The sequence below is a fragment of the Granulicella paludicola genome (assembly GCF_025685545.1).
GTDB lineage: Bacteria > Acidobacteriota > Terriglobia > Terriglobales > Acidobacteriaceae > Granulicella > Granulicella paludicola.
In genome coordinates this window covers 149,784-172,784 of the sequence record NZ_JAGSYC010000019.1, presented here as the reverse complement: position 1 = coordinate 172,784, position 23,001 = coordinate 149,784, and the positions used below count along the sequence as shown (strand labels likewise).

The following is a 23,001-nucleotide window of genomic DNA, read 5'->3' as shown; positions in this document are numbered from 1 at the left end:
GGCTCACAGGCTGCTTGTCGCTCCCGCTTCCCCACACCTGGAAGGAAGCAGCTTGGGAGACACCGCTCTGCTTGTCAAGATCAAAGCCATAGAACACAAGAGAGCGGTCCTTCGTATAGAAAATCCTGCCAAACGGCTTGGCGGTCTTCCCATTCTCTCCAGTATCGAAGATGTCCGCGATATACAGATTCCGAGCTCCAATGAGGTCTCGGATATCCCTATCGTGGGCAAGGAAGTCCTTGTCCAACGCGAGCATGCGCTGATTCGCATCGAGTGCGGTTTCCTTCTCCGTGAGCTCGACGCTCAACAGATGAACCTTGTTCTCCAGGGCTTCTCTTTGCGTCGCTTGTTGGAGAGCACCAGACGTGGCCGAGGCAACTTGATCTCGGAGCTTCGTTTCCTCCGTCTGGACGGCAGCAAGTTGCTGTTTCAGTTGTTCTCTCTCTGTATCGATCTGCTCGCGTTTAGACTCCTCGTCCAGCAGCTGCTGTTCGGCATTCTTCTGCGCGAGTCGTGATTGAGCCACTTCATTTGCTGAGGTTTGGGCCTGTCGCTCGAGTGCCCCAAGCTTTTCTTGAGCACTTGCGAGTTGCGCCTGCAACGGATCGGGTTCCGAGTGCCGGATGCTAGGCACTGGAGGTCCGCTCTGCCCTGTCGCCGATACATCATGTTTTCGCTCGCTAAGATGGTGCGCGCCCACCATAGCGGCTAGTCCAAATAAACAGGCCGCCAGCGCCAGGCTCACGACTTTCCAGGGAACCACTCGGCTAGGTTCACTCGCCTTTGACGGCTCTTGAGCGGGGAGACTTTGCATGAGTCTGCGCTCTGCGGCCTCAAAGCTTGCAGCGGACTCAATGGGAAGTTCCAAGGTCTCGCGGGCAGCGCTTTCAGCCATCGCCGGAACGATCTGGGAGAGTATCTGTTGGTATTGCTCAAACTTCTCACTGCATTCTGGGCAGTATGCCAAGTGAATCTGCAGAAGCGCCCAGTCTTCCTGGGTCAACTCAGATTCATGGAGAGCCGTCATCGCTTCCAACTCGATGTGTAGTTGACGGTTCACGAGCTTCGGCCCCCTTGGGAGCAATTCTCTACCATTTCTCTCACTTCAGTCGTGCTTTTCTGAGAAGAGCCCGGAACGCAGACGTTCCATCCCTCGGTAGTAGTGGTTCCGAACATTTCCAAGGCTCTGTCCGCTCTTCTCTGCAATCTCGCGTAGTGTGTACCCCTCAAAAAAATGCATTTCCAGAGTTAAGCATTGATCTCCCGAAAGCGTCGACCGGAGACGTTTCAACATGGCGCGCCCATCGATGGCGTCTGTAGATGGCACTCCAACATCGGAGGGGACGAGTTCCTCATCGAATTGGTCTGTCTTGTAATGACCGCGTGAGATGAGGGATTTGCGACGATTAATCGCTCGATGGTACGTGACCTGAATGATCCAAGAGATCGCCGAGCCTTTCTGCGCGTCAAACAGCGACGCCTTTTGAAAAAGGTAAAGGAAGACTTCTTGGCGTAGATCATCCGCCTCCGAGGCGTCTTGCAAAATTCGAAGAGCGGTGTTGAAGACTGCAGGCCCATGTCTCTGGAAAAGGATCGCAAGGGAGTTCCTCGAGCCCGTCCCCGCATCGCAGAGCAATTCTTCATCAGATCGCTCTATATTTCCGGTCTGAAGAAAAGCGGCCACACGATCTTGATCGTGTCGTTCGGCCTCAATTTGGGCTATTCCGGGTTGTAGTAACGCGGTTGCTTCAGAGCTCATTCGACACCAATCCGTGGATCCGATGTAAGAGTTCGTGCCCAACAATCGCTTCCGCAATTATTATACGCAGCGCGTCATATACTTGCGATGCCAAAGTGAGACGTGACCTCATCTAGGCGAGACAATTCGAGAACCGACCCGTCTGTCGCCTTCGGTGAGCTATTACGCAAACGGCGCGCCGAGCAGAAGATGAGCCAAGACGCATTAGCAGCAAAAGCGGGATACGAACGCGCTTTCATCAGCCTGATAGAACGCGGCAAGACCAATCCGTCTCTGCGTTCAATATTTGACATCTGTACGGCTCTGGATATTCGTCCGTCCGTCTTCATCCGTCGGGTGGAGAAGGCTGCAAACTTTGAGCTGCCAACGTAGGCAGATGCTGTCAACAGAGTTTGAACGTCCTAGTTTTGGTCGATATGGCCTGGCAGACTTAGAGTGCTTCTTTCCTACCAGTCGAACCCGTGCTCGCGAGGACGTTGAGGTGGATGCGTTATTGACCCGATACCCTACAACCGGATCAATGATGCACTTGATCCGGTAACAGTCGCGGCAATTCTTACGTGGATTCTTGCAGAGGTTTTTCGACCAACTGCGCCTCGAACGCCTCGGCATCGGTGAGACGCTTGATGCGAACAGGAACGGTTGCGACTTCGGCCATCTGCGCGGCGCGGTAACGCCGTGCGCCGAAGACGATCTCAAAGCCCTGTTCGGCAACAGGCCGCACAAGCAAGGGCGAGAGAACGCCCTGGATGCGAATGCCTTCGGAAAGCTCTTTCGGGGCATCGCCCTCAAAGGTACGGCGGGGGTTGGTCGGGGATTCGGCAAGCATGGCTAAAGGAAGGTCGCGGTATTCGGTGGCGTTGACGATAGCAGTATTCATGGTGATGGCTCCTTTCGAGCGCGGTTGCATTGCACTAAGGTTGTGGAGCAGACGCGCGTCCCATCCGCTCCGGGGCGGAAAAGGTTAGGCGCGTGGGGTCTGCTGCTGCTCGAAGGCTTCGGCGAAGCCCTGCAAACGCAGGTTGTTGTCCCACACCTTGGCGAATCGTTCATGCTGCTGGTGCAAGCTGACGAGGTAAACGTACTGGTCGCGGATGATGGTGCGACTCCACTGCTCGATTCCGAGATAGTCCTGGCGGTAGTAGAAGGGGTTAAGGTGCGCCCCTCCTGCCATGCCAAGCTCGAAACACATCTCCGGGTCGCGCATGGCATCGCCATTCTGTTCGCCGTAGTGGCAGACAGAGATAGCGGGGAGACCGCATGGACCTGATTCGTCCGTGGCTTCGATGACCAACGCCTTATAGGGCGGGTTCTCGATCTTGAGGTAAAGGCCGTGGCGCCAACCTCCGGCCTGTTTGAGGGTGCGAAGGATGGTTTGCATTAGGCCACCTTCGCCAGTTCTGCATCGGGCATCTCTGCCTCTACTGCGATCGGTGGCTGCAAGGCAGCAAGGATGACGGCGGATGCGTCTTTGATGACCTCAAGGCTTTCGGCCAGTAGCGAGGCGTTGCCATGATAGAGGTTGATGTAGTCGGCGCTGGCGGTTCCAGCCTCAAGTCCTACCGCCTTGCCCACAACAAAGGCGATGGCCTCGGCTTCCGTCTCACGCACGGTCTTAGTGGTGGTCGTGCGACGCTCGGCCTTGTGCAACATCTCGTGGCCTAGCTCATGGACAAGCGTAGCGAAGGTTTCGGCCTTCGATTGTCCGGGCAGGATGGCAATGCGTCCGCCGTAGCTCATACCGAGAGCGGGTGCGATCTTGTCGGTAAAGACAAGCTCGATGCCCTGCAGCTTGATGAAGGAAACGAGACGGTCATAGTTCTCGCCCACATCGCTAGAGACTTCGCGCATGGCGGGAAGCTCCGCGCCTTCGGTCTGCGAGACATCGAAGACGTAGGCGTTTCTGAATCCGACAAGAACGCGGGTGTTCTGCTTGGTGATGTCCTTCTCGGCCTCTTCGTCCCGCTCGCGCTTGATGCCGATGATGGGAGCAAGAATGCGGATGCCCTTCTCTCCCTTCTTCACACGGCGTCCAAGCTGGTTCCATGCGTACATCCCCGCTACGGCGGGGCGGCAAGGCGCAATGAGGAGGGGTATCGCCCACCCGTCAGGGCAAGCGCAGCGCAGTGATTTTTCGCAGAAAAATTATGGGGAGACCTCTTGCGCCGCGCCAGGGCAGCGCCCTCAGTAGGTACCGGAGACAAGGTTTACAGATACGGGCAGCGTGGCTCTTTTACAAAGGACGTGACGCAAGAAAATGCGTTTATGCCTTGGGAAGAGAGTCGCGTTGTGGACCAACGCTTACAGTTTTTGTCGAGCTATCAGAAGGAAGAGATGTCAGTGACGGACTTATGCCACAAGTACGGCATATCCCGCCCAACCGCTTACAAGTTGATCAGACGTTATAACGAAGTCGGCCCGGAAGGTCTGCTGGATCTATCGCGTAGACCGCACGGCTGTTCACACGCAACGCCCGATGAAGTGATGAACGAGGTGCTTGCTCTTCGCAAGCGGTTTCTGTCTTGGGGAGCGCGCAAGCTCAAAGCACGACTGGAACGGATGAAGCCGAACGCAACGTGGCCAGCCGCAAGCACGATCGGCGAGATACTTCGGAAGTCAGGTTTGACGAACCCTGTCCGCAAGCGAAGACGCACCACGACCTATTCGCAGCCTTTCTCTCAAGTGACGGCTCCGAACCAGATGTGGAGCATGGATTTCAAGGGATGGTTTCGGACTGGTGATGGTCAGCGTTGTGATCCGTTCACCATTACCGATTCCTTCAGTCGTTATCTAATACGCTGCCAGGCAATAACGCGCATGGACACTGCACATGTCCGTCCTATCTGTGAAGCGGCGATGCGGGAGTTTGGAGTTACCTAGCGCATACGCACGGACAATGGATCGCCATTTTCGGGAACAGGCATACTTGTCTTATCGCGGTTGTCATTAGAGTGGCAGAGACTCGGCATCATTCGTTAACGCATTCAACCCGGCAAGCCTCAGCAGAACGGTCGCCACGTAAGGATGCATCAAACGTTGAAGCAAGACACGGCGAATCCGTCGGCCAAGACGATTCGTGCTCAACAGAAACGATTCGACGAATTCCGTCGCGTGTATAACCACGAGCGACCTCATGAGGCGTTGAATCAGGAAACGCCTGGAAGCCTGTATGTCCCAAGCACGAGGTTATTGCCCCGTTACACAAAGGCGTATACATATCCGAGCAGCTTCCAGACGCAGCGAGTGAACGATGCGGGCGATATTAGCTCGCACAAGAGCCGTGTCTTCATCCGCAAGGTGTTCCGAGGTGATGCCATCGGCTTCGAGAAGATCGAAGAGAATTTCTACAAAGTCTTCTTTTGCAATCTAGAAGTGGGCGAACTTGATGTTAGCGACCTGCGATTTAGGCCCAGCCTACGCGCGTAAATAAACGCTCGTGGGATGGAGATTACAGTTTAATCCATCCCACGAACAATCTAAGGAGAACAGACCACTTTGGTGGGCCGAATCTTGAAACTGCTTTCACGACCGAAATCGGAAATGTCTTCATCAAGATGGACGGTAGTCCCTCTAGATAAGCGGAGCGCCAGGGCGCAACGCTAATGCACGGCACTACTCCACTCGAAAATAAGTTTTGCACTCTGCCGTCTCGCACTCTGACCGCGAAATTTCTTTCCCTCTATCACCGGAAAAGTCCCAAGTTCGTCCGCGTATCTGTGCCGTTACTAGCTCGACTTCTAGCCGACCGTCCTCTTTACTGAACCCCGATTCACCCTTTTCATGCAGCACTTCCAAACGCTGTTTTAGAAACTCTCTGTCCTTCGCATTTCCTATTTGGCTTAGCAAGTACACCACCTGCCCTGCATCCGATCCATGCGTCTCAATCCATTGTCTGAAATACGTGCGCAGCCCCACTGCGGAAGGCATCGCCGGTGCCACCACGCTAAACAACACAAACTGATCTGGCTTTACACCATCTGGCATCACCTCTGCCAGCAGTGGCGATGCATCTTTCGTGTCCCAACGCATCAGATAACATAGCGCCGCACCACGTGCTGTCTGGCTCCATCGCCTGTCACTAGGATCACGGCCAACGTAAGCCTTCAGCACCTCAGGAGCCAGCGAGCCGTCCGAAAACCTTGCGATGTATTCCATCGTCCGATCCAACCTCAGATCCATGCGCGTTCCGACAGGCTGCGCAAGAATCTGCCTCAGCCGTGTTCCAAGGCACTCATCCACATGAGGCAGAGTCTCCGTCGCTGTTAGATCACGCACATCCTTAATCATCGCCGGGTGGTCAGTACAAGCCTCTTGCACCAGATCCAGGTCTAAACCCTGAGGCTCAATCTTCTGAAGCTGCTTCATCGCCTCTACGCGGTTATTCGTGAAGATTCCACTGCTGTGATCAATTAGCCTCTGTAGATCAGGCACAAGTCTCCGGTCTTCCAGATACTTCCCATAGACCCGCAGTACAGTCTCCACGGAGTACTCATTGATCTCGTCGAAGTGAGTGACAACAATCTCCCGCGCCTTTTGATAGTCCGCAGTAAGCGCAGGGTTAGTCTCTGCTGCGCGCGCGTCCGCCTCGAACACCGACAGCGCCGCTCTGATCCGCGATTCTCCAGTCCGTTGAGGCAAGGAAAGCGCCACCTCATGCATATACTGTGCCGCTACATTGTCAGGCTCCTTGGCCCCTTGCGCTATACAACACTGCACGCTAGGCTTCGTCTGATTGCGCTTCAGCTCTAGCACCATTGGGATGAAGCTAGCCCCGTCCACCTGTGCCGGATCGGCAATGGCTTGTTCCAGCGTTTTCACCACCATCTCGCGATTGCGAGCGATCCATAGCGAATCCCCTAAGTCAACACCGAACGGGTAAAACGTCTTCTCATTCAGCGTCAACGAAAGTTTTGCACGTGTTGCATCGTCGCCCGGAAGATACTCCAATTCCTTCGCGAGCCTGTCCGCTTCGCGTTCATTTTTCGACGCTCGAATCTGCTGTTCCAGAGACTCGGCGAGTGCCCTCTCATCGGCAACTGCAAACGGCTCCACATCGAATGAAACCGCATTCGTCGTTAGTTCCTCCGGCTTCGCTTTTCCAAACTCGCCGCAGCGCAGATGGCTCGTTCGTACCCGTACTGTGTACGTGCCCTTCTCATCGAAACGGTATAGATCGTTTAGCGTCAGCCGCATAACGGCTGACTTGTTCCCCTGCAGCTTTCCCCAACCCGAAGCATCCGATCCGTTGCCATTCCCCTGCATCCACCGGAATGTGCCGTCTGTCGGCGTCACCTCTACCACATCCATCGGGGAAGGTGTGGTATCCGACACTAGGAAGCATCCTTCTCTTCCTGCGCGATACGTTACCTCTAACATCATGGGCTCGCCCGACCGAAAATGCGTCTTTCCATCCTTAAACGCCAACTCCGCCACGGATGGAGTCGCAGGCACCTGCGCACCCGCACTAACAGTTACTGCAGCAACAGCGCCTGCAACTATCTGCTTCCACGCATTCATTATTAGGCCTCACTGACGCTTCAAAATCTTAAGACTTAAGACCGAGCAAGCTATGATTTCGTTTCATTTTTCCCATGGGTGCGGGTCGGCTACCTCTGATTCCACCAGCCTGGCATTCTGATCTGGAACCGAGATGACACGTCGTTTCGCCCTTGAACCACCCTCAAACAGCGTTGGAAATGCCGAGGAGTGGAAATCCCTTCGGGATTCCCACATTCCCAACGCTTCGACGGCGGGATATCTTACTAAGACCGGGCCTAGCCAGCCATGACTCTGAACCAGAGCCACTTCCTCTGCAAGGGGCTTGTAAACCATCTCCCCGGTCTAAAACGTAAACACTGTCCCGCTTCGCTCACCTCAGCGAGGTTTGTTTCCCGCATACGTGCGCTCTAGCGCACCTGATCTATGGGACGGCGTTGCGGGAAGGAAAGTTCCGCAGAGATTCTCTCTCGCTTGTCTAGGCTTTTCTTTTCTCTTTAGCGGTGTCCAGAGGGGATATTTCTCTTTTCAGAGTGAACGAAGCGAGATCATGAAAGTAGACGAATGGCTGAACTCAGCCAAAGAGCTTCCCTGGCAGGAGATAATTCCCTTTGTCGATCACGGCTCGATGAGTGACTTGGCGATTTGGCGCCAACCGATAGCTGGCTGGACGTAAGCAGTCGTCACGAATCTATGAGAGCCGACACTTAGAAAACAACATTGAGAAAGAAGTAGGGTTGAGCCCATTAGAGTGGGTTGGACTTTGACTGCGAACCACGGAGTTCTTAACGTCATGAGCAAATGTTTGCGATGCGTTGTAACCATTTCACTGCTGGCCCTGAATCTCAATGCCCGCGCGATAGCGCTGATACCGACGAAAATTCGCAATGATTGCCCGATTTCCGTGCGGATTGTCGTGATACGTTTTGCAAACTGTTTAGGCCCGGAAAGGAGCAAATCGGGTGATTGGACAAGCGAAACGACGCTTAGCCCGCGGCAGGACGGCACGCTTCTCCTCATGGGCGGGGCCCATGGACTTTGCTCCGGTGGGGTGCGGAGCATCACCATAGAAACCCTGCCCACTGCGGCAGGCGCGCCAGGTGCGCCGGCCGTTCTGCCGTTGTCCATCACCAACAATTTCCCTGACCACTGGCTCTATCTCCACGTTCAGATCGATCCTAGGAGCCATCGATTTATCCTTCGTGCTGCGAACGACGCGCAGTGAACGGCAAGCTCGCCTGCGCCCCTAAGCAGAGCCGGCGGCTGGATCCAGAGTACGGTAGCAATAGCTCGCCCCTGACGCATCAATTACTGGTATCAGGCCAATGCACGTTTCCAATCCCATTCGCCTTGATAAGCGCATTTGCGATTTATGCACTCATCCATATCGCAGATGACGAGAAGGGCGTTTTGTATGAGCAGGTCCCAGCTGTCAATGTTTTCCTTATCAGCGACTGTGCTTTTACTGTTGTTGTTACGCTTGACGTTGCTGTCCACTGGGTTTGTATCCGCACTCTGATGAGTCGGATGAGGTCTGGACTCGGTGCCGGTTGGGGTCCGAGAGGAGAGTCTATGCTTCTATTCATCAGACGGTCTTGTGAGACCAAAACGCTCACGCAGTCATCGGAACGAGGTGTCATCGCAACGGGTGAAAGGGTCATCTTTAGGCGGCCTGCTGATAGAACGGGATGTACGGCTGCTGTGTCGTCCAGAGGTGGTGAAGCAAGACGGCCAGCTTGCGGGCGACCGCGACGACGGACTTGTTCTTCGCCTGCTTACCATCTCTGGCAGCCAGGTGCAGGTCCCACTGTCGAAGTGCAGAGTCTCGACCATGAGGTCGCAGGATGTGGTTGGCGCACTCGATCAGCAGACTTCGAAGATAAGCGTTGCCCGCCTTGGTGATGCCGGGTCGCGTTCGCCCGGCTGACTGCGTTTTGGTCGTAGCCCAAGGTAGCAGCAGACGTCTCGACTTCGACCGAATCTTGACTTATCCCCGAGCGTCAGAACGAAGGTCAAAGCGGTGATGTGGCCGACTCCATGAATCGTCATCATGGCCTGGGTCTCGGCGTACTCGGTCTGAGTCAGACGTTGGATGACTCGGTCATACTGCTTGATCTTGAGTGTCATCTCCGCGATCCGGGCGAGGATCGGACCAAGCGCCAACCTCAGCCCCGCGGCAACACAGCGTGGCCTCGCTGCGCGAAGCAAGTGATGGACGAAGCGGGCATGCGATGGCCGCAAGCCTTCGTCAAGCCACGTACCGCTTTGATGGCCGCAGTCCGCAGTCGAACCAGAAGCTCCCGAGCGCGGATCAGGGTGAGAGCTTCCTGCTGTCGGATGGTACGGTGGGGGATCGGTCGCAGGATCTCAGGATCGAGTCGCGCGTAACGCGCCAGCTTCTCCGCATCTACATCGTCGCTCTTGCGGTCGCTGTGTGAGATCGCTCGCAGTTCGCGCACGTTCGCTACGATCACCTCATGGCCTAGTTGCTTGAGCTGTTCGCTAATCCAGATCGAATGCAAGCCGGCCTGGATCGCCACTCGAGCATGCGGCACGTCGGTGAACCACTTGTCGATGGCCTTCGGCGTCGTCCTGAAGCGAGCTCGATCAATCACTTCACCTTGCTGGTTGAGAGTGCAGTAATGGGTCCAAACGTCACCAAGGTCTATGCCGATCGTCAGCACTACCTGGCCACGCTTCCGGGGTACTTCCTCGATGAGATGTTGCATCCGCTTCTTCATGACATCAGCCTGCTCCTCCTTCGGAGGACCTGCTCATCCCATTTATCGGTACTTGCCGAGCTTTCAAGTTGATGGCGGTGCTACATGGCCGTAGTCGCCTTGTAGGAACGGTGTTCCCTTCGTATAGTTAGGCGGTACGACTAAATCGTAACTTGCAGGGGTTTCCCGAATGCAACGAGTTGCCGTCATTGGGGCAGGACCAGGTGGGATCGTCGCAGCGCGTTATCTCAAGTCGGAGGGCCTTGAACCGGTTGTTTTCGAGCAAGGCGCACGGCTTGGCGGACAGTGGAGCGGCGAACCGGGCCATAGCGGCGTGTGGCCTTTGATGCGCACGAACACCAGCCGCATCATGACTTCCTTTAGCGACTTACCGCATGAGGACTCCACGCCCACCTATCCAACGAATACGGCGATGGGCGAGTACCTTGAGCGTTATGCGCGTCAGTTCGATCTCCTCCCATCGATCCGCTTAGGAACGCCCGTACGCGAGTTGTCACAGGATAGCGACGGCAAGTGGGTTGTTCGCACAGATGCCGGCGAGGAAACATTCGAGCAGGTCATTGTCGCCACCGGACGTTACAACAAACCCGCTTATCCGAAAGTGCCCGGTCTCGAATCCTTTTCTGGCTCGGCCGGTGTAAGCCATGCCTTTTCCTACAAGCGTCCCGAGGCGTTTCGCGGATCTCGGGTACTGGTCGCGGGATGCAGCATCAGTGCGCTGGAGATCGCAAGCGATCTGGCAATGCTGGGTGCGAGCCGCGTCGTAGTCACGAACCGCAAGCAGCGCTATATCCTGCCGAAACTCATCTCTGGCGTGCCCACCGACCACGTAGCCTTTAACCGATTTGCCGCACTCGCGGAAGAGTCGTTCCCAATGGCCGCCGTCGGAGAAGGCTTGAGGGCGTTTATCCTTGCCTCTGCGGGAAACCCTGAGCAGTTCGGAGCTTCCAGGCCATCGGAAAACATCTTCGAAGCCAATATCAGCCAGAGCCAGTTCTTCCTTCCCCTGGTTGCCGAAGGCCGCATCGTGACGAAGCCCTGGATAGAGTCGGTCGATGGTCAGACCGTCCACTTCCCCGACGGAACCAGCGAAGACTTCGACGCCATCGTGTTTGGGACAGGGTATGACGTGAATCTGCCATTTCTGCTCGCAGAGATTCTCCGCGAGCTGAACGCGGACGAGCATCATCTTGATCTGTATAAGTTCACCTTCCCGGCGCGGCTGCGCGGTCTCGCTTTCCTCGGAATGCTAGGTGTTGTCGGCCCTTACTTCCCGGTCCTTGAACTGCAGGCACGTTGGATCGCCTACACCTTCAGCGGTGCGCAACCGGCGCCATCAGCCGAGGAGCTGCAAGCCGGTCTAGAAGCCTATCGTGCGCGGCGCGGCGGCCCGCAGGAACTCCCCTGCCATGCCGCAGCCCTGCTCTTCGCACGCGCGGCCGGAGTAGAACCGAATCTCGGGCACTGGGCCGCACTGGGACGCGGCTTGATGTTCGGCCCACTCACTCCGACATCGTTCCGCATGAACGGCCGCGACAGCCTGCCCGATGCGCCCGCGCGTTTTGCAGAAGAGATCAAAGCATTCGGCTGCATGAGCTCCAATCAACTAACGCCCATGCAAGCAGGCCAACTGCAAGCTCTCGCAGACGCTCGCGATGACGCAGACTTCGCCCGCTTCGTTGCAAGCATACCCGTATCCCATTAATCAGCGATAAGGCTTCCTGCATGGTCTTTGTGCGCCCGTAGAGCAGAGTAAGAAGCGATCCCGTTCGTACCGATGTGTCGGCTTGCAGTAAGCAATGCAGCCAGCGGCCAGTGTGTTCAGTCGGTGCCGCTGGCGGCGAGCCAAAGGACGATGGCGTTGCCCGCTCCGAGCAGGAGATAGCGCAGAACGATCGTGTGCCAGGTGAAGGGCATGATCATAGAGAGCAGCGACACGAAGCACATGCCGGCCGTGATGCGCAGGAATCGTCGGCTGCCTGTCGCGCACCACAGGCCAATGAAGTGGAGGCCGACAATACAACCGACAGCCGAGTAGACCTGCTGCTGTGCGCCGAATCTAGGGAACAGCAGCGACGCCGCATACATGCAGAGAAACTCGGCTGAGACGGCGATGAGGTAGGCAGGCGTTCTGAAAAGCGGCTTGGCGGCGGCGGTGGTCGGCTCTTGTCTCCTGAGCCTCACGAGGAATATGAGGGCGATGACCAAGGCGAGAATGTAGCCGGTCCGATCATAGGGACGCGGCAAAGCTGAAGCCCCCAGCAACGCCCAGAATGTGCCGAATAACCAGCCGATGAGCCGAGAAATATTTCGAACGAGGCGAGTCCGAGGGGTGTGGAACGTCATTCCTAAAGCTTACGTGCTGTTGGTTAGGTATCGCCACGTCGGCTAATCGGAGGCAATCCGCCCAAGCGTTCCTGGTTGGCGCATGCAAGCCGAGTCACGTTTCGAGGACAGGAAGTCTTGGAAACGCACCTCGGCGATCATGCGCGTATTGAGTCCTGAAGAAAGGTTTTACGACGTTGTGTGGGTTGTGGCAATCCGAAATGGAATCATTGAGCTGACACTGGCAGAACAATGGAAAATGCTGTTCCGTGCTGCTCGCATGTGCGAGAACGAACCAAGATTGAGCCGCCATGTTTTTCAATGATCTGCTTGCATACCCACAGCCCCAGGCCATTTCCCGTTGAGTCTTTAGTTGAAAAAAACGGCTCAAAGAGCCGCAGTAATGTGGCCGCGCTGATACCTTGGCCATTGTCGGCGATGGCTACCTGTACTGTCTCCGACAAGACAAGCACCAACATCTCGGGGGAAATCACACTTGTGACGGGTGTCCGCGCAACCGGTATCCGCATTCGACAGACACAGAGAGCCGGCCCTCACCGGAAGTCTCAGATAAGTTCCGTTTTGAAAGTTGATAACCCGCCAAAGGAGTCTGTGTCTGCGACCTTCATCCGTTTTGAATGAACAGGCGAGGCACTTATATATTTAGGAGGAAATCAACCGTACGGGGATCGATCCTCCAAGGTTGCTTCCCTCCGTCCGGGCGCAGCTTATTCAGCTGGGATCGATAATATTCCGGAGTGAATCGCAGGTAGCGAGCACTGCCACCCAGCCACACAAAACCCATATAGGCAGAAAGCGCCGGAATCATCCGGTTGAGGTCGACGCCTTTCTTTATCCAAGTTGTCAAACGGTGGACAGCGAAGGAATCTCGCAAGTAACGCATTTTGAGGGGGGAGGGAGTGCCGTCCCGTCTGGTAATCTTCGCGGTTAGGCATAAATTTCGAAAACACCGCTCGAAGTGATATCGATTGAGACGTTGACCGCCTTGGCCATTGAAGAACCGCCCGCCTTTTTCGCTGAGCTTTGAATTGTAGATCCTATCGTAGCTGCTAAGAATTAGACACAAGTCGAGACCAAAGGGAATCTTTCTGGAAGGTTTCCCGCGGCTGTTTCTGATGACGAGGGTTTTGAGCTTGAAGTCGATATCGCTGCGTATCAGGTTCCGACCTTCACTGACAGAGATTCCGGTGCCGTAGAGAAGAAGCAAATAGGTTCTCATCACGTGCCCGGCGGCCAAGCAGACGCCCTTCGAAGGACATTCCGCCTCCACGGCTGCGGAAAGTAACTGACGAATTTCGCCCTGTGTATAGATATAGGGAAAGACCTTACGCGGCGGAGGTCGCCTAGGGGCAGGAAGCGGGAATGGCTCCGAGATTTCGTTCAGTACGAGGAATCGGGAGAGGCGGGCCAGTAAATAGCGTTTGCGCTCCCAAGTACTCGGTGACTTTCTGGGGCTCTCCAAAAACGTCACCACCTGCTGCAGACTGACGCTTCCGCATGCTATGTCGCCTACATGCCTAATGAAGGAAGCCAACCATTCGCTGTCGGCAGAAAAGTTCAAACCGGCAGCGCGCTTATCGTCGATGTATCTCTGAATACCATGCTGAAGTTTCATAAGACCGCTGTGAGAGTTGAGGCAGCGACGCGGCGAAGCAGCCGTTCGTCATGGCGAGCGTAGATGCCAACTGCCTGAAGATCCCGATGTCCGAGAAAATCCGCGATCTCCTGGAGCGACGAGCCCTGACTTAGAAGTCGAGTTGCGCATGCGTGGCGAAGCGCGTGGGGTCCCAGGTTCGGCGCCTTGATGCCAACCCGCTCCATTACCGCGCGGACAAACCTGTAAATCTGATACGTATTGTGAGGGCCGAAAGGCTTCCCCACATTCACGAATAGACGTCGGCACGTCGTCTTAGGGCGTTCGTCTCTTATGTAGCGAATAACCGCATCGCCCATGTCACGACGTATCGGGAAGTATTGAATACCTCCTTGTTTCGATCGATGAACAGTGAAATACCCGCTTTTCCAATCAAAGTCCATCAGTTGTAGACGCGCAACTTCACTCACGCGCAAACCGTAAAACGAAAGGAGCAAGAGGATAGCGTGTGTTCTCTTATTCGTAGAGGTAGCCTCTCGCGAACCAAGAATGAGCCTCAGCACATCCTTCCATGCCGGGCCCCGCGGCGGGCCTTGATACCGGTATACTCTTGGACTTCGTATCCGATGAGCGATATCTGTGCGGGACCATCCCTGCGTCGCGGTGTATTCGAAGAAAGAACGAAGGCTGACGGTGCGGCACGCGAGAGTGGCTGGCTTCTTTCCGGAGATGCGCCCGATCGCCAAATAGTCTTTGACGCTCGAAATGGTTAGGGTTTCTAAGGAAAGTTTTTGGGAGGCTACCCAACGAAGGAACGCCTCTACCTTGCGTTTGTAAGTATGGATGGTAGAGGCGGCGAGACCTTGAATGGACAAAGCCTTGGCGTATTGGTTGACTTGACTCCAATGCGGGGGGAGAGGATTACGAGCCAAGTGGCCATGGAAAGCCAGCCATTGTTTGGCAATTCTGATAAATGTTCCGGGCCTCCCTCTCGTCACGTAGCATTTTCGATTTGGGCTTACATCTGCGGCCCAGGATTGACCGGCTAGTTTGATTTCTTCGATCGAGACAGTACGCATTTCAGTCAATTCCATGATCCGAATCACGTGGATCTGGTAGCGAGCAGTTGCTTCCAGTAAAAAGCGGCTGCGTCCAAGTCGCGCTAGATGTTCTAAATATTGCTCTCTCTCTTTCTGCAAGGGCAGACCGGAGTGTCGTGCCCGCAGTGTCGACCAGCCTGATTGTTTATGACGCATCAACACTTCCCTTCCGCCGTTAGGCCCGTGGAAATACTCAGGTACGTCCTGCGTATCTTAGAAAATTTTGGGAGGCGAATAGGCGGTTGCGAGGTCCGTCAAAGCTAAGGAACAGGAGCAGCCCCAAGAGAAGGAACGCTCCGCAGTGATGGAACCCCTTTGCACCCAGCCTGGCTCCGATTCTGTGATCCCTGATGATTGCAGCGGCCGCGATGCAAGAGGCCCACAACCCCGCAAGCAAACGGAGAGAAAACTTGGTCATGCCAACAGGATATTGCCTTCGCGCTGGTGAAGGCCTGTGCCGGCGACGTAGGTGATCTAACACCGTCATCTTCAACTCGTCACCATAGAGGCTCGTCGCTATACTATTCGACACCACACAGAATTGGCACCGCGCTGAAACATCCGATTGATTGCAGACTTGATCTTCGTTTAGACCGATCGCAAGCATGTTGACTGGCATCTCCCCATCGTCTGGCAAATGATCCTGGCAAACGTCGAGCACTGAGTGCCACTCGACCTCTAGTCTCTCGCCTCAAATGATTGATCAGAATTCCGATCAAGGTGGGGCCATCCGAGAATACCCTGTCATCCAACCTGCAGAAAGCCACTCAAATTTGCACGAGTTCGACGAGGGTAGACGGTACATACTAACGAAGCGTTACGAGCCAATACCCTTCGGCGTGTCCCATTCTTTTAGTTTTACCTTCTGATGACGAATTTTGCCAGGAGCTGAAAGGGCTCAAATAGGTATCCGCGCCAAAGTCGGCGAGGTTCAGCGAAGAGACGAAACGCCCACTCTTAATCGACTGGTCGTAGGTTCGATCCCTACCGCGTCCACCACTTTCTCCTTTAGAATCAACATTTTGCCGGAAGACGCCAATCGACATTTCCCGGCTTTGTGCCTTAGTGGCTGTTTTGGTGGCTGTTTGTCAGACCAGGAAATCGCTTCGCTCGTTCCGAGCTCTTCCAGTAGATGAAGTCTGAAGGGACACTTGACGATCTCTGCGCTAGCGGGAACACCTCAAGACCGCCTCACCAGATATAGGTTCCAACGTCTCCAGCCCCGAGCGTCGCAACAAACACTTTGCCATGAAAGCCGACATGGAATGTCTGCAGGACCTTGCCAGTATTTGCCACCAGCAGCACAGTTGCGTGCATGGGCGTGGCGAATGCGACTTCAGGTAGCGTGTCTGAAAGAGAACTTGTAGAGCCAATCCTTATCGAGTCGGGCGGAACAAACTTGGAAGCGTGCGCGATCGTGTAATAGGCAAGGTTGCGCGCGACCTCATCACCCGCAAGCGTGATAGCGCCCTGGCAGATCGGACAACCACCGTCGCTCGTATGCGGGCCGTTTTGCGGATCGGACGCGAGGTTCCATAGAAGGACATTTCGGCTCCAGTTACGCGGCGCTGCGATGGTAAGACGACTGACGGCTTCAGCAATATGCAGCGGTTGATCACGATTCGGTTGGATCACCATCTGCTCGGTAAAGTAGATGTCCTTTGCTGGATACTGATCGTGAACTTTGGTGAGCGCATCGATCGATCCGGCATAGAGATGGAAGCCAGAACCCTTCGCATACCGGTTTGCCGCGGAGTTCGCGAGAATTGTGAGCGGGTAGCGAGGATCATCGCAATTATGGTCCCAGAGAATCACGTCGGTCTTTAGACCGGCTTTTCTGAGCGCAGGCCCGAGGGCGCTCCCAAGGAATGCCGCTTCCTCCTCGGCATGCATCACCATGCTGGGGGTGTTGTGGGGATTCTCAGGCTCATTCTGCATAGTGATCGCTCGGATCGGAATGTGTTCCGCTGCCATCGCTTGCAGATAGAGGACGAAGTATTGCGCGTAGGCCTCATACCATTCCGGCTTGAGACTGCCGGCCTTCGGTAAACCGTTCGTCTTCATCCATGAGGGCGCCGACCATGGACTCGCAAGGATAGATACCTTCGGATTGATCGCCAGGATCTCCTTCAATACCGGGATGACATCCTTGTAGTCAGAGCCGAGCGAAAACTTCGAAAGCGTTGGGTCCGTCTGGCCTGCAGGAAGATCATCGTAGGTGAACACCGTCTCGTTCATATCGGAGGCACCGATGCTCACGCGTAGGTAGGAGACACCGATACTTCCCTTCCCGGTGGCAAACAACTCCTTGAACAGGGCAGTTCGCTTCTCCGGAGACATTCGCATCAATAGCTCTGCACTTCCACCTGTTAGCGCGAAACCAAACCCATCCATCGTCTGGAAGCGCTCCGAATCATCTACTTGAATCTCCGGGCTACGGCCGGGCGCCGCTTTTTCGAACTGAAGGCGCTGGCTCTGCTCGGCAAACAGCGACGTCCGATCTGCCGTTGTGAGCCAGACATCAACTCCTGCTTTGGATTGTGCCATCCCGACGGAAGAGCTCATCAGAGCAAGTACGGCAACGAATGCAACAGTGTCCGATCTAAACATGAAAACCTCACACTTCTATTTTGCGTTTTCGACGACCGTGAGCACCTGGTCAGCTTTAACTTGGGTGAGTATCTGCTTCCCCCCTGTAGGCCATGCAAGCTCGATTTTGTCGATGATGGTCGAGTCTCCTAAACCGAAAGAAACTCGCTTATCGCTGGAGGAGTTGTAGCCAACGGCGGTAGTGGCTTCGTTGTACTGACTTCCGTGCGAGGTGGTGATCTTCACTTTCGCACCAAGGCCATCGCGATTGTCCTGCACGCCGACAAGCTTCAGAATGATCCAGTGATTGCCGGAGGCTGTGCGGTTGATAAGTATCTCGGGTGAAGCATTGAGAACGGTAACAACCGCGTCGATCTTCCCGTCATTATTAAGGTCTCCGAAGGCTGCGCCACGGTGAGCTGCCGCGATCTTGAAAGCAGGACCAGCTGACGCGCTTACCTCTGCGAATGTTAGGTGACCAAGATTGCGGTAGATATGGTCTGGAAGCTGATATGGTCGGTGTTCGATCTCCATGGAGTTGTCGAGGATGGCGGAGTCCGCCGTGAATAGGTCTTTCAATCCATCATTATCGAAGTCGAAGGCCCCGACTCCCCACGCAGTGCTGCGAACCGTGGGGGCAGTGAGACCCGAAGCACTCGTGCTGTCTTGAAACTCAGCATTGCCAAGGTTTTGATACAGCGGAAAAGCATCGCCGAACATCGCAGCGTGAAAGATGTCAGGCTTGCCATCGTTATCAAGATCGCGAAACTCAGTGCCCATGCCCGCGACCGTTTTCCCCATCTCGTTATAGGCGACGCCGGCATTGAGTGCGGCGTCGGTAAACGTACCGTCTCCGTTGTTGTGCAGCAGCAGGTTTGGGAAGGTGTCATTTGAGACGAAGACGTCCGTAAAACCGTCATCGTCATAGTCTGCAAACGCAACCCCCATGCCCTTATTTGTGAACTGGCCCACGCGGGACGGAAGCGAGACGTCGGTAAAGGTCCCATCCCCATTGTTCTTGTAAAGAATATTCGGCACACCTTTGAAGTCATCGGGAGAGCAATAGGTGACGATCTTGTTCTGACTGCAACTGGCGGCAGTCCTGATGTCGTAATCGAGGTAGTTGATCACCAGCAGATCGAGCAGGCCATCGTTGTTGTAATCAAACCATCCAGCGGTGACTGCCCACGATTTACCCGAGGCAGGAAGGATGCCGGAAACACCTGCCTTCGCGGTGACGTCAGTGAACGTGCCATTTCCATTGTTGTGCAGTAACTGATTGTGGTTTACACCAGTCACATAGAGGTCTTCGAAACCGTCGTTATCGTAATCCCCTGCTGCTACCCCCATGGAGTAGCCAAGCCCACCCACTCCGGCTTTGTCAGTCACGTCCGTAAATGTGCCGTCGCCATTGTTATGGAATAGACGATTGGCAAAACTTGCGTCTGTTTTTTCCAACGAGGGAATCGATGCCCCGTTTGTGAAGAAGATGTCGAGGTAGCCATCGTTGTCATAGTCGAACAGGGCGACACCACCCGTCATCGTCTCGATGGAGTATCTGTGCGGGCTGGTGCTGCTCTTCTGAGTGAAACCGACGCGAGACTTGCTGATGATGTTTTCGAAGACGATCGGCACACTTGGAGAATGCGTCTTTGCGGCGGACTGGCGGGGGGGGGTCTGGGATGCCAGCCTGCCGTATCCGCAAAAAGCAATAGCGAGGCAACATAGAAGAAGGTCGCGACGCTGCATCAGGTTACGTCTCATCGCATTTTCACTTTATACTTGCGGTTTCCAGTTGCTTCTGTCGCAGGAGCTAAAGAGAAAAGAGGACGGCAGGTTTGCCGTCCTCTCCGGGTTATGGATAAGCTAGAACTCCAGACGCAAACCGCCCTGCAGATTGCGTCCACCGACAGTCACTGACGTGATCTGGTTGGCAGTATTGAAGCTGCCCGTCTGCGTGAACACCTGTCCGGGTTGTTGCCCTGGACCGTTGTTCAGATTGCCGCTGGGATTCCCAAAGCTCGGATGGTTGAAAGCATTCGTTGCATCGAGCCGAACCTGTAACTTCACATTTCCGTGGATATCGAACTTCTTACCCGCCGAGATGTTGACATATTCCAGGCCCGGACCGTACACAGAGTTGCGTCTTACGTTTCCGAAGGTTCCGTTCGCCGGCAAGGTGAACGCAGACGGGTTATAGAACTCATGGATGCTGCGTGTTCCTGCAGTGTAAAGCGGAAGTCCTGAGTAGTTAACAAACGGACTGCTGCCGCTGCCTGGTTCAGCATAGGTGTTCTGGTTCGTGGCAAAGATAGAGAATGGATTGCCGCTCTGCAGTTGCATGGTGCTCGAGACCTGATATCCTCCGAGGATTTCGTCCACCAATATATTGTGATTGAAAAACTGACGACCTCGGCCCACAGGAAGCTCATAGACGATGCGTCCCTTGAAAGCATTGCGTACGTCAAAGTTCGAATTGCTGTAGTTGGACGGCGCGTCGGCGTACTGCCTTGAGATCGGGCCCGCGCGGCTTCCGAAGCCCGAGGAATCCTGATCATCCAGGAAGTGAGACCAGGTGTAGTTGAAGTTGAAGCTCAGGCCACTCGCGAGACGCCTGTTGACCTGCGCCTGAAGCGAGTTGTAGTTCGAGATGGCGTTGTTCGTACTCCCGTTGATCTGCTGATAGTTGGAATTCGGGCGCGCATTCGCATCATTGACAGACAAACTTGCCGTAGGGACTTGGTTGATGTCCGTGGGGAAGTTCAAATTGAACCCGTGGCTACCGACAAACGACAGCTCGAAATCCATATTTGTCCCAATGGTCTGCTGAACGCCGAGGTTGTATTGATAGATCTTGGGGTCAGGAGTGTTGTATTGGGTGTACGTCGCATTCTGCCCGTTGAAGCGGGTTGGACTTGTCCCCGGAGATACATACGGCAAAGGTGTGCCGGTGGCGTTCTCCGTGCCGGGTCCATCGAACTTAATACCGGGAATCACTCCATTCGTGGGATCGTTATAGTTTCCCGAGAAAGTGTTGACGTTGCCAAGACCTCCGCCGTAGGTGTCGAGGCTAAGGTTGTAGGCATAGATACCGAAGCCACCACGGATCGTCATGTTCGGGTGAGGCAGATAGGCGAAACCTACGCGCGGAAGAACACTGGTGTACTTGTTGGTTTCAAGCGCCGTTCGTCCATTGGCATGGGTCACGCCGTACCAGTAGGCACCGGGCGTATTGTTTGCGGGATTCAGGACCGTAGGATCGTAGACGCCCTCGTTGCCCTTCACCTCACTGATACCTAGGCGCACCTGATAGCGAATTCCGAGGTTCAAGGTCAGGTTCGGACGAAGCTTGTAATCGTCCTGAACGAAAACTTGAGGATCCTTCAACCGAGCACCATATTCGCCGCCATTCTGTGCGCTCCAATTCAACGCATCACCCAGAAGGAAGTCTGCGAAGTCGGCTCCTGTATTTGTATCCGGCGTAGCCACACCTTGCGCATTCAGAGACCAATGCTGGGTGTATTGTCCTGAAAACTGGAACGTGCCTGGGTTGATAGCAGCATATGGAGTGTTGTCATTGCGATAGATGCCGACTTCACCACCGAAGTGCAGGACATGCTTACCCTTCACGAGCGTGACCACATCCGATGGGTCGAACACGTTTTCTTTGTAGATGAACTGATTGGAGCTGGGTTGTATCCAAGCGTACGGATAGTTTGTGATGAACTGGACGCCGGGGATCTCATCCGCCTTCGCGAACTGCCAGCCCAGCTGTTGAGGATAGCCCTTGCCGAGCGTTCCATCGCCAAAGAAGTTGCCCTGATAGGTAAACCCGAAGCGCGCCTCATTGATAAGGTGCGGAGTGATCGTGAAGACATCGGTGATCTGGAGGTTTAGCCGCGACACGTCCGAGCTGCTGGTTCCCACCGGAGCAAAAGCGACCGTCGCTGGCGAGAATCCCGGAGTGTCTCCCTCTGTAACAGAACCCGTAATGCGGTTCTTGGCATTGACGTCATAGTCGATCCGTCCGAAGTAACGCCTTTCGGGGCTGGATTGAGGGACTTGGGCGTTGAAGTTCTTGTGGTTTATGCCTTCGCCATCGATACCCGTACCGGGAAGGAACTGGCCTCCGGCAATGTGGTTGCTCGGCGTCGGAAAGAAGTTCTTGAAGTTTGCAGCGACCTTATCGAACAGGGCGGTTGGAACGATGTTTGAACCATACTCACTTGCAAACGACTGGCGAATGGGATACGCATTTCCGTTCGCATCGTGCCCGATCGTCTGCGTCGTTGGATCGTAAATGGTTTGCATGTTCTGACCGTTGAAGTTGCCGCCCAGCACATCGGTTGTCGGAATATCATTCGTCGCGCTGGTGTTACTGTGGCTGACGATCTGATCGTAATCGAAGAAGAAGAACGCCTTTTTGCGCAGACCAGTGAACGGGATGGCGATAGGTCCACCAACCGAAGCGCCGAAGTTGTTGTAGCGAAGCTTCGGAAGCTGCACGGCTGTGCCGTTGAACTGGTAGCTGTTTGCGTTGAATTGGCTGCTTTGGAAGTACTCATACGCGGAGCCGTGGAACTGGCTCGTCCCGCCCTTGGTGATCTGGTTGAAGATGATACCGCCGATACCGTATTGTGCGGAGAAGGCTGAGGTGGAGACCTGCACCTCCTGCACGGTCTCAAACACGTTCACGTCTGCATTCGAGCTGGTTCCAAGGGTTACGGACGCGCCGTCAGCAAGGACGTTGCTGTACGGCAGGTTTCCGTTGGCGGAGATCTGCTGGCCCGGATTTACGCCACCGGCAACGCCTGCAGACCCGGGAATGAGAATCGCAAAGTTCTCCCAGTCCTGGCCGACGTTCGGTAGGATTTGTAGCGACTTCGCTTCAAACGTCGTCTTCTGAGTTCCCGTCTCTGTATCTAGAAGCGGAATGTCCGTGTTGACGACGACCGTATCGCCGGTCGCGCCGACCTCGAGAGCCGCATTGACCGTGGAAGTGCCCACCTGCAAGGACACTTTGGAACGCGTGAATGTCTTAAAGCCATCTCTCGCGAAACTTAGGCTGTACGTGCCTACGACGATGGAAGACGTGTCATAAAGCCCATCGTTGTTCGTTTCAAGGACTTTGACAATTCCCGTATCGACGTTGGTCACGGTGACCGTAACGCCCGATACAAGCGCGCCTGTGGAATCGGTCACGATGCCACGGATATCACCCGAGTTCGTGGCCTGTCCATTTGCTACGCTCATGCTCAACGCACAAGCAAACCCGATCGCGAAAACCCTGATTGCGTTCCAAATCCGTGTCATACTTCTCCCTGCAAACGTATGCATGCTGGAGACATTTCGTTAAAGACTAACGTTTGTCTATTT

The 23,001-nt window shown here is 54.9% G+C and carries 18 protein-coding genes and 2 pseudogenes; 5 read left to right on the top strand and 15 right to left on the bottom strand.

Annotation, left to right across the window (positions count from 1 at the left end):
- Both OHL14_RS03240 and OHL14_RS03235 read right to left on the bottom strand, forming a co-directional pair.
- Nucleotides 1-1,060, bottom strand: a 1,060-nt coding sequence (locus tag OHL14_RS03240; RefSeq protein ID WP_263377871.1) for a hypothetical protein, incomplete at its 3' end; no start/stop codon positions are given.
- Nucleotides 1,061-1,105: 45 nt separating this feature from the next.
- On the bottom strand, nucleotides 1,106-1,759 hold the full coding sequence (locus OHL14_RS03235; RefSeq protein ID WP_263377870.1) for an RNA polymerase sigma factor: 654 nt from the start codon (nucleotides 1,757-1,759) through the stop codon (nucleotides 1,106-1,108).
- 102 nt (nucleotides 1,760-1,861) lie between these two features.
- Between OHL14_RS03235 and OHL14_RS03230 the strand changes: the two genes are divergently transcribed.
- Nucleotides 1,862-2,131, top strand: a complete 270-nt coding sequence (locus OHL14_RS03230; protein WP_263377869.1) for a helix-turn-helix domain-containing protein — start codon at nucleotides 1,862-1,864, stop codon at nucleotides 2,129-2,131.
- 184 nt (nucleotides 2,132-2,315) lie between these two features.
- Here OHL14_RS03230 and OHL14_RS03225 read toward each other — a convergent pair whose 3' ends face one another.
- The 3 genes and pseudogenes from OHL14_RS03225 to OHL14_RS03215 all read right to left on the bottom strand — a co-directional run.
- Complete coding sequence (locus OHL14_RS03225) at nucleotides 2,316-2,639, bottom strand: ParB N-terminal domain-containing protein (protein ID WP_263377868.1); 324 nt, start codon at nucleotides 2,637-2,639, stop codon at nucleotides 2,316-2,318.
- Between the two features lie 84 nt (nucleotides 2,640-2,723).
- A complete protein-coding gene (locus OHL14_RS03220) occupies nucleotides 2,724-3,140 on the bottom strand; it encodes a DUF6908 domain-containing protein (protein ID WP_263377867.1) in 417 nt (138 codons plus the stop codon).
- Nucleotides 3,140-3,838: pseudogene (locus tag OHL14_RS03215) on the bottom strand (DUF1738 domain-containing protein); the annotation flags it as partial. The pseudogene OHL14_RS03215 and the gene OHL14_RS03220, both read right to left, overlap by 1 nt.
- An 81-nt stretch (nucleotides 3,839-3,919) precedes the next feature.
- Between OHL14_RS03215 and OHL14_RS03210 the strand changes: the two are divergent.
- Together OHL14_RS03210 and OHL14_RS03205 are read left to right on the top strand one after the other, a co-directional pair.
- Nucleotides 3,920-4,639 (top strand): helix-turn-helix domain-containing protein, encoded by a 720-nt coding sequence (locus OHL14_RS03210; protein ID WP_263377866.1) that lies wholly within the window; start codon nucleotides 3,920-3,922, stop codon nucleotides 4,637-4,639.
- Between the two features lie 102 nt (nucleotides 4,640-4,741).
- Nucleotides 4,742-5,185: a transposase gene (locus tag OHL14_RS03205; protein ID WP_263377877.1), complete on the top strand. Its 444-nt coding sequence runs from the start codon at nucleotides 4,742-4,744 to the stop codon at nucleotides 5,183-5,185.
- A 186-nt stretch (nucleotides 5,186-5,371) separates the two neighbouring features.
- On the opposite strand, the gene OHL14_RS03200 is transcribed toward OHL14_RS03205, so the two are convergent.
- Nucleotides 5,372-7,066, bottom strand: coding sequence for a hypothetical protein (locus tag OHL14_RS03200; protein ID WP_263377865.1), 1,695 nt, complete (start codon nucleotides 7,064-7,066; stop codon nucleotides 5,372-5,374).
- Between the two features lie 982 nt (nucleotides 7,067-8,048).
- Here OHL14_RS03200 and OHL14_RS03195 point away from each other — a divergent pair.
- A complete protein-coding gene (locus tag OHL14_RS03195) occupies nucleotides 8,049-8,480 on the top strand; it encodes a hypothetical protein (RefSeq protein WP_263377864.1) in 432 nt (143 codons plus the stop codon).
- Between the two features lie 438 nt (nucleotides 8,481-8,918).
- On the opposite strand, the pseudogene OHL14_RS20175 reads toward OHL14_RS03195, so the two are convergent.
- Nucleotides 8,919-9,304, bottom strand: a pseudogene (locus OHL14_RS20175) (transposase).
- Nucleotides 9,305-9,420: 116 nt separating this feature from the next.
- Complete coding sequence (locus tag OHL14_RS03185) at nucleotides 9,421-9,996, bottom strand: IS110 family transposase (protein ID WP_263377862.1); 576 nt, start codon at nucleotides 9,994-9,996, stop codon at nucleotides 9,421-9,423.
- Between the two features lie 169 nt (nucleotides 9,997-10,165).
- Here OHL14_RS03185 and OHL14_RS03180 point away from each other — a divergent pair, with 169 nt between their 5' ends.
- Nucleotides 10,166-11,701: a flavin-containing monooxygenase gene (locus OHL14_RS03180; protein WP_263377861.1), complete on the top strand. Its 1,536-nt coding sequence runs from the start codon at nucleotides 10,166-10,168 to the stop codon at nucleotides 11,699-11,701.
- Between the two features lie 116 nt (nucleotides 11,702-11,817).
- Here OHL14_RS03180 and OHL14_RS03175 read toward each other — a convergent pair whose 3' ends face one another.
- The 7 genes from OHL14_RS03175 to OHL14_RS03145 form a co-directional block, all read right to left on the bottom strand.
- Complete coding sequence (locus tag OHL14_RS03175) at nucleotides 11,818-12,342, bottom strand: hypothetical protein (RefSeq protein ID WP_263377860.1); 525 nt, start codon at nucleotides 12,340-12,342, stop codon at nucleotides 11,818-11,820.
- A gap of 206 nt (nucleotides 12,343-12,548) precedes the next feature.
- Complete coding sequence (locus tag OHL14_RS03170) at nucleotides 12,549-12,800, bottom strand: ATP-binding protein (protein WP_263377876.1); 252 nt, start codon at nucleotides 12,798-12,800, stop codon at nucleotides 12,549-12,551.
- 176 nt (nucleotides 12,801-12,976) lie between these two features.
- Entirely contained in the window at nucleotides 12,977-13,957 is a 981-nt protein-coding gene (locus OHL14_RS03165) for a tyrosine-type recombinase/integrase (RefSeq protein ID WP_263377859.1), read from the bottom strand.
- Nucleotides 13,954-15,192: a site-specific integrase gene (locus tag OHL14_RS03160; protein ID WP_263377858.1), complete on the bottom strand. Its 1,239-nt coding sequence runs from the start codon at nucleotides 15,190-15,192 to the stop codon at nucleotides 13,954-13,956. The genes OHL14_RS03165 and OHL14_RS03160 overlap by 4 nt, the downstream gene beginning before the upstream one ends.
- 1,035 nt (nucleotides 15,193-16,227) lie before the next feature.
- Nucleotides 16,228-17,583, bottom strand: a complete 1,356-nt coding sequence (locus OHL14_RS03155; protein WP_263377857.1) for a glycoside hydrolase family 30 protein — start codon at nucleotides 17,581-17,583, stop codon at nucleotides 16,228-16,230.
- A 78-nt stretch (nucleotides 17,584-17,661) separates the two neighbouring features.
- The gene (locus OHL14_RS03150) at nucleotides 17,662-19,260 is read right to left on the bottom strand and encodes a CRTAC1 family protein (protein ID WP_263377856.1); all 1,599 of its coding nucleotides are present in this window, start codon (nucleotides 19,258-19,260) and stop codon (nucleotides 17,662-17,664) included.
- A gap of 231 nt (nucleotides 19,261-19,491) precedes the next feature.
- Nucleotides 19,492-22,878 carry a TonB-dependent receptor gene (locus OHL14_RS03145; protein WP_263377855.1) on the bottom strand — a complete coding sequence of 1,129 codons (3,387 nt, stop codon included), beginning with the start codon at nucleotides 22,876-22,878 and terminating at the stop codon, nucleotides 19,492-19,494.
- Nucleotides 22,879-23,001: the final 123 nt, after the last annotated feature.

Bases quoted from the DNA above. Each gene is read 5' to 3' on its own strand.
- OHL14_RS03225 (WP_263377868.1), bottom strand. From the start codon at position 2,639: ATGAATACTGCTATCGTCAACGCCACCGAATACCGCGACCTTCCTTTA.
- OHL14_RS03200 (WP_263377865.1), bottom strand. From the start codon at position 7,066: ATGGATGTGGTAGAGGTGACGCCGACAGACGGCACATTCCGGTGGATG.
- OHL14_RS03145 (WP_263377855.1), bottom strand. From the start codon at position 22,878: ATGAGCGTAGCAAATGGACAGGCCACGAACTCGGGTGATATCCGTGGC.
- OHL14_RS03220 (WP_263377867.1), bottom strand. From the start codon at position 3,140: ATGCAAACCATCCTTCGCACCCTCAAACAGGCCGGAGGTTGGCGCCAC.
- OHL14_RS03175 (WP_263377860.1), bottom strand. From the start codon at position 12,342: ATGACGTTCCACACCCCTCGGACTCGCCTCGTTCGAAATATTTCTCGG.
- OHL14_RS03160 (WP_263377858.1), bottom strand. From the start codon at position 15,192: ATGCGTCATAAACAATCAGGCTGGTCGACACTGCGGGCACGACACTCC.
- OHL14_RS03185 (WP_263377862.1), bottom strand. From the start codon at position 9,996: ATGAAGAAGCGGATGCAACATCTCATCGAGGAAGTACCCCGGAAGCGT.
- OHL14_RS03165 (WP_263377859.1), bottom strand. From the start codon at position 13,957: ATGAAACTTCAGCATGGTATTCAGAGATACATCGACGATAAGCGCGCT.
- OHL14_RS03180 (WP_263377861.1), top strand. From the start codon at position 10,166: ATGCAACGAGTTGCCGTCATTGGGGCAGGACCAGGTGGGATCGTCGCA.
- OHL14_RS03155 (WP_263377857.1), bottom strand. From the start codon at position 17,583: ATGGCACAATCCAAAGCAGGAGTTGATGTCTGGCTCACAACGGCAGAT.
- OHL14_RS03235 (WP_263377870.1), bottom strand. From the start codon at position 1,759: ATGAGCTCTGAAGCAACCGCGTTACTACAACCCGGAATAGCCCAAATT.
- OHL14_RS03170 (WP_263377876.1), bottom strand. From the start codon at position 12,800: ATGTTGGTGCTTGTCTTGTCGGAGACAGTACAGGTAGCCATCGCCGAC.
- OHL14_RS03195 (WP_263377864.1), top strand. From the start codon at position 8,049: ATGAGCAAATGTTTGCGATGCGTTGTAACCATTTCACTGCTGGCCCTG.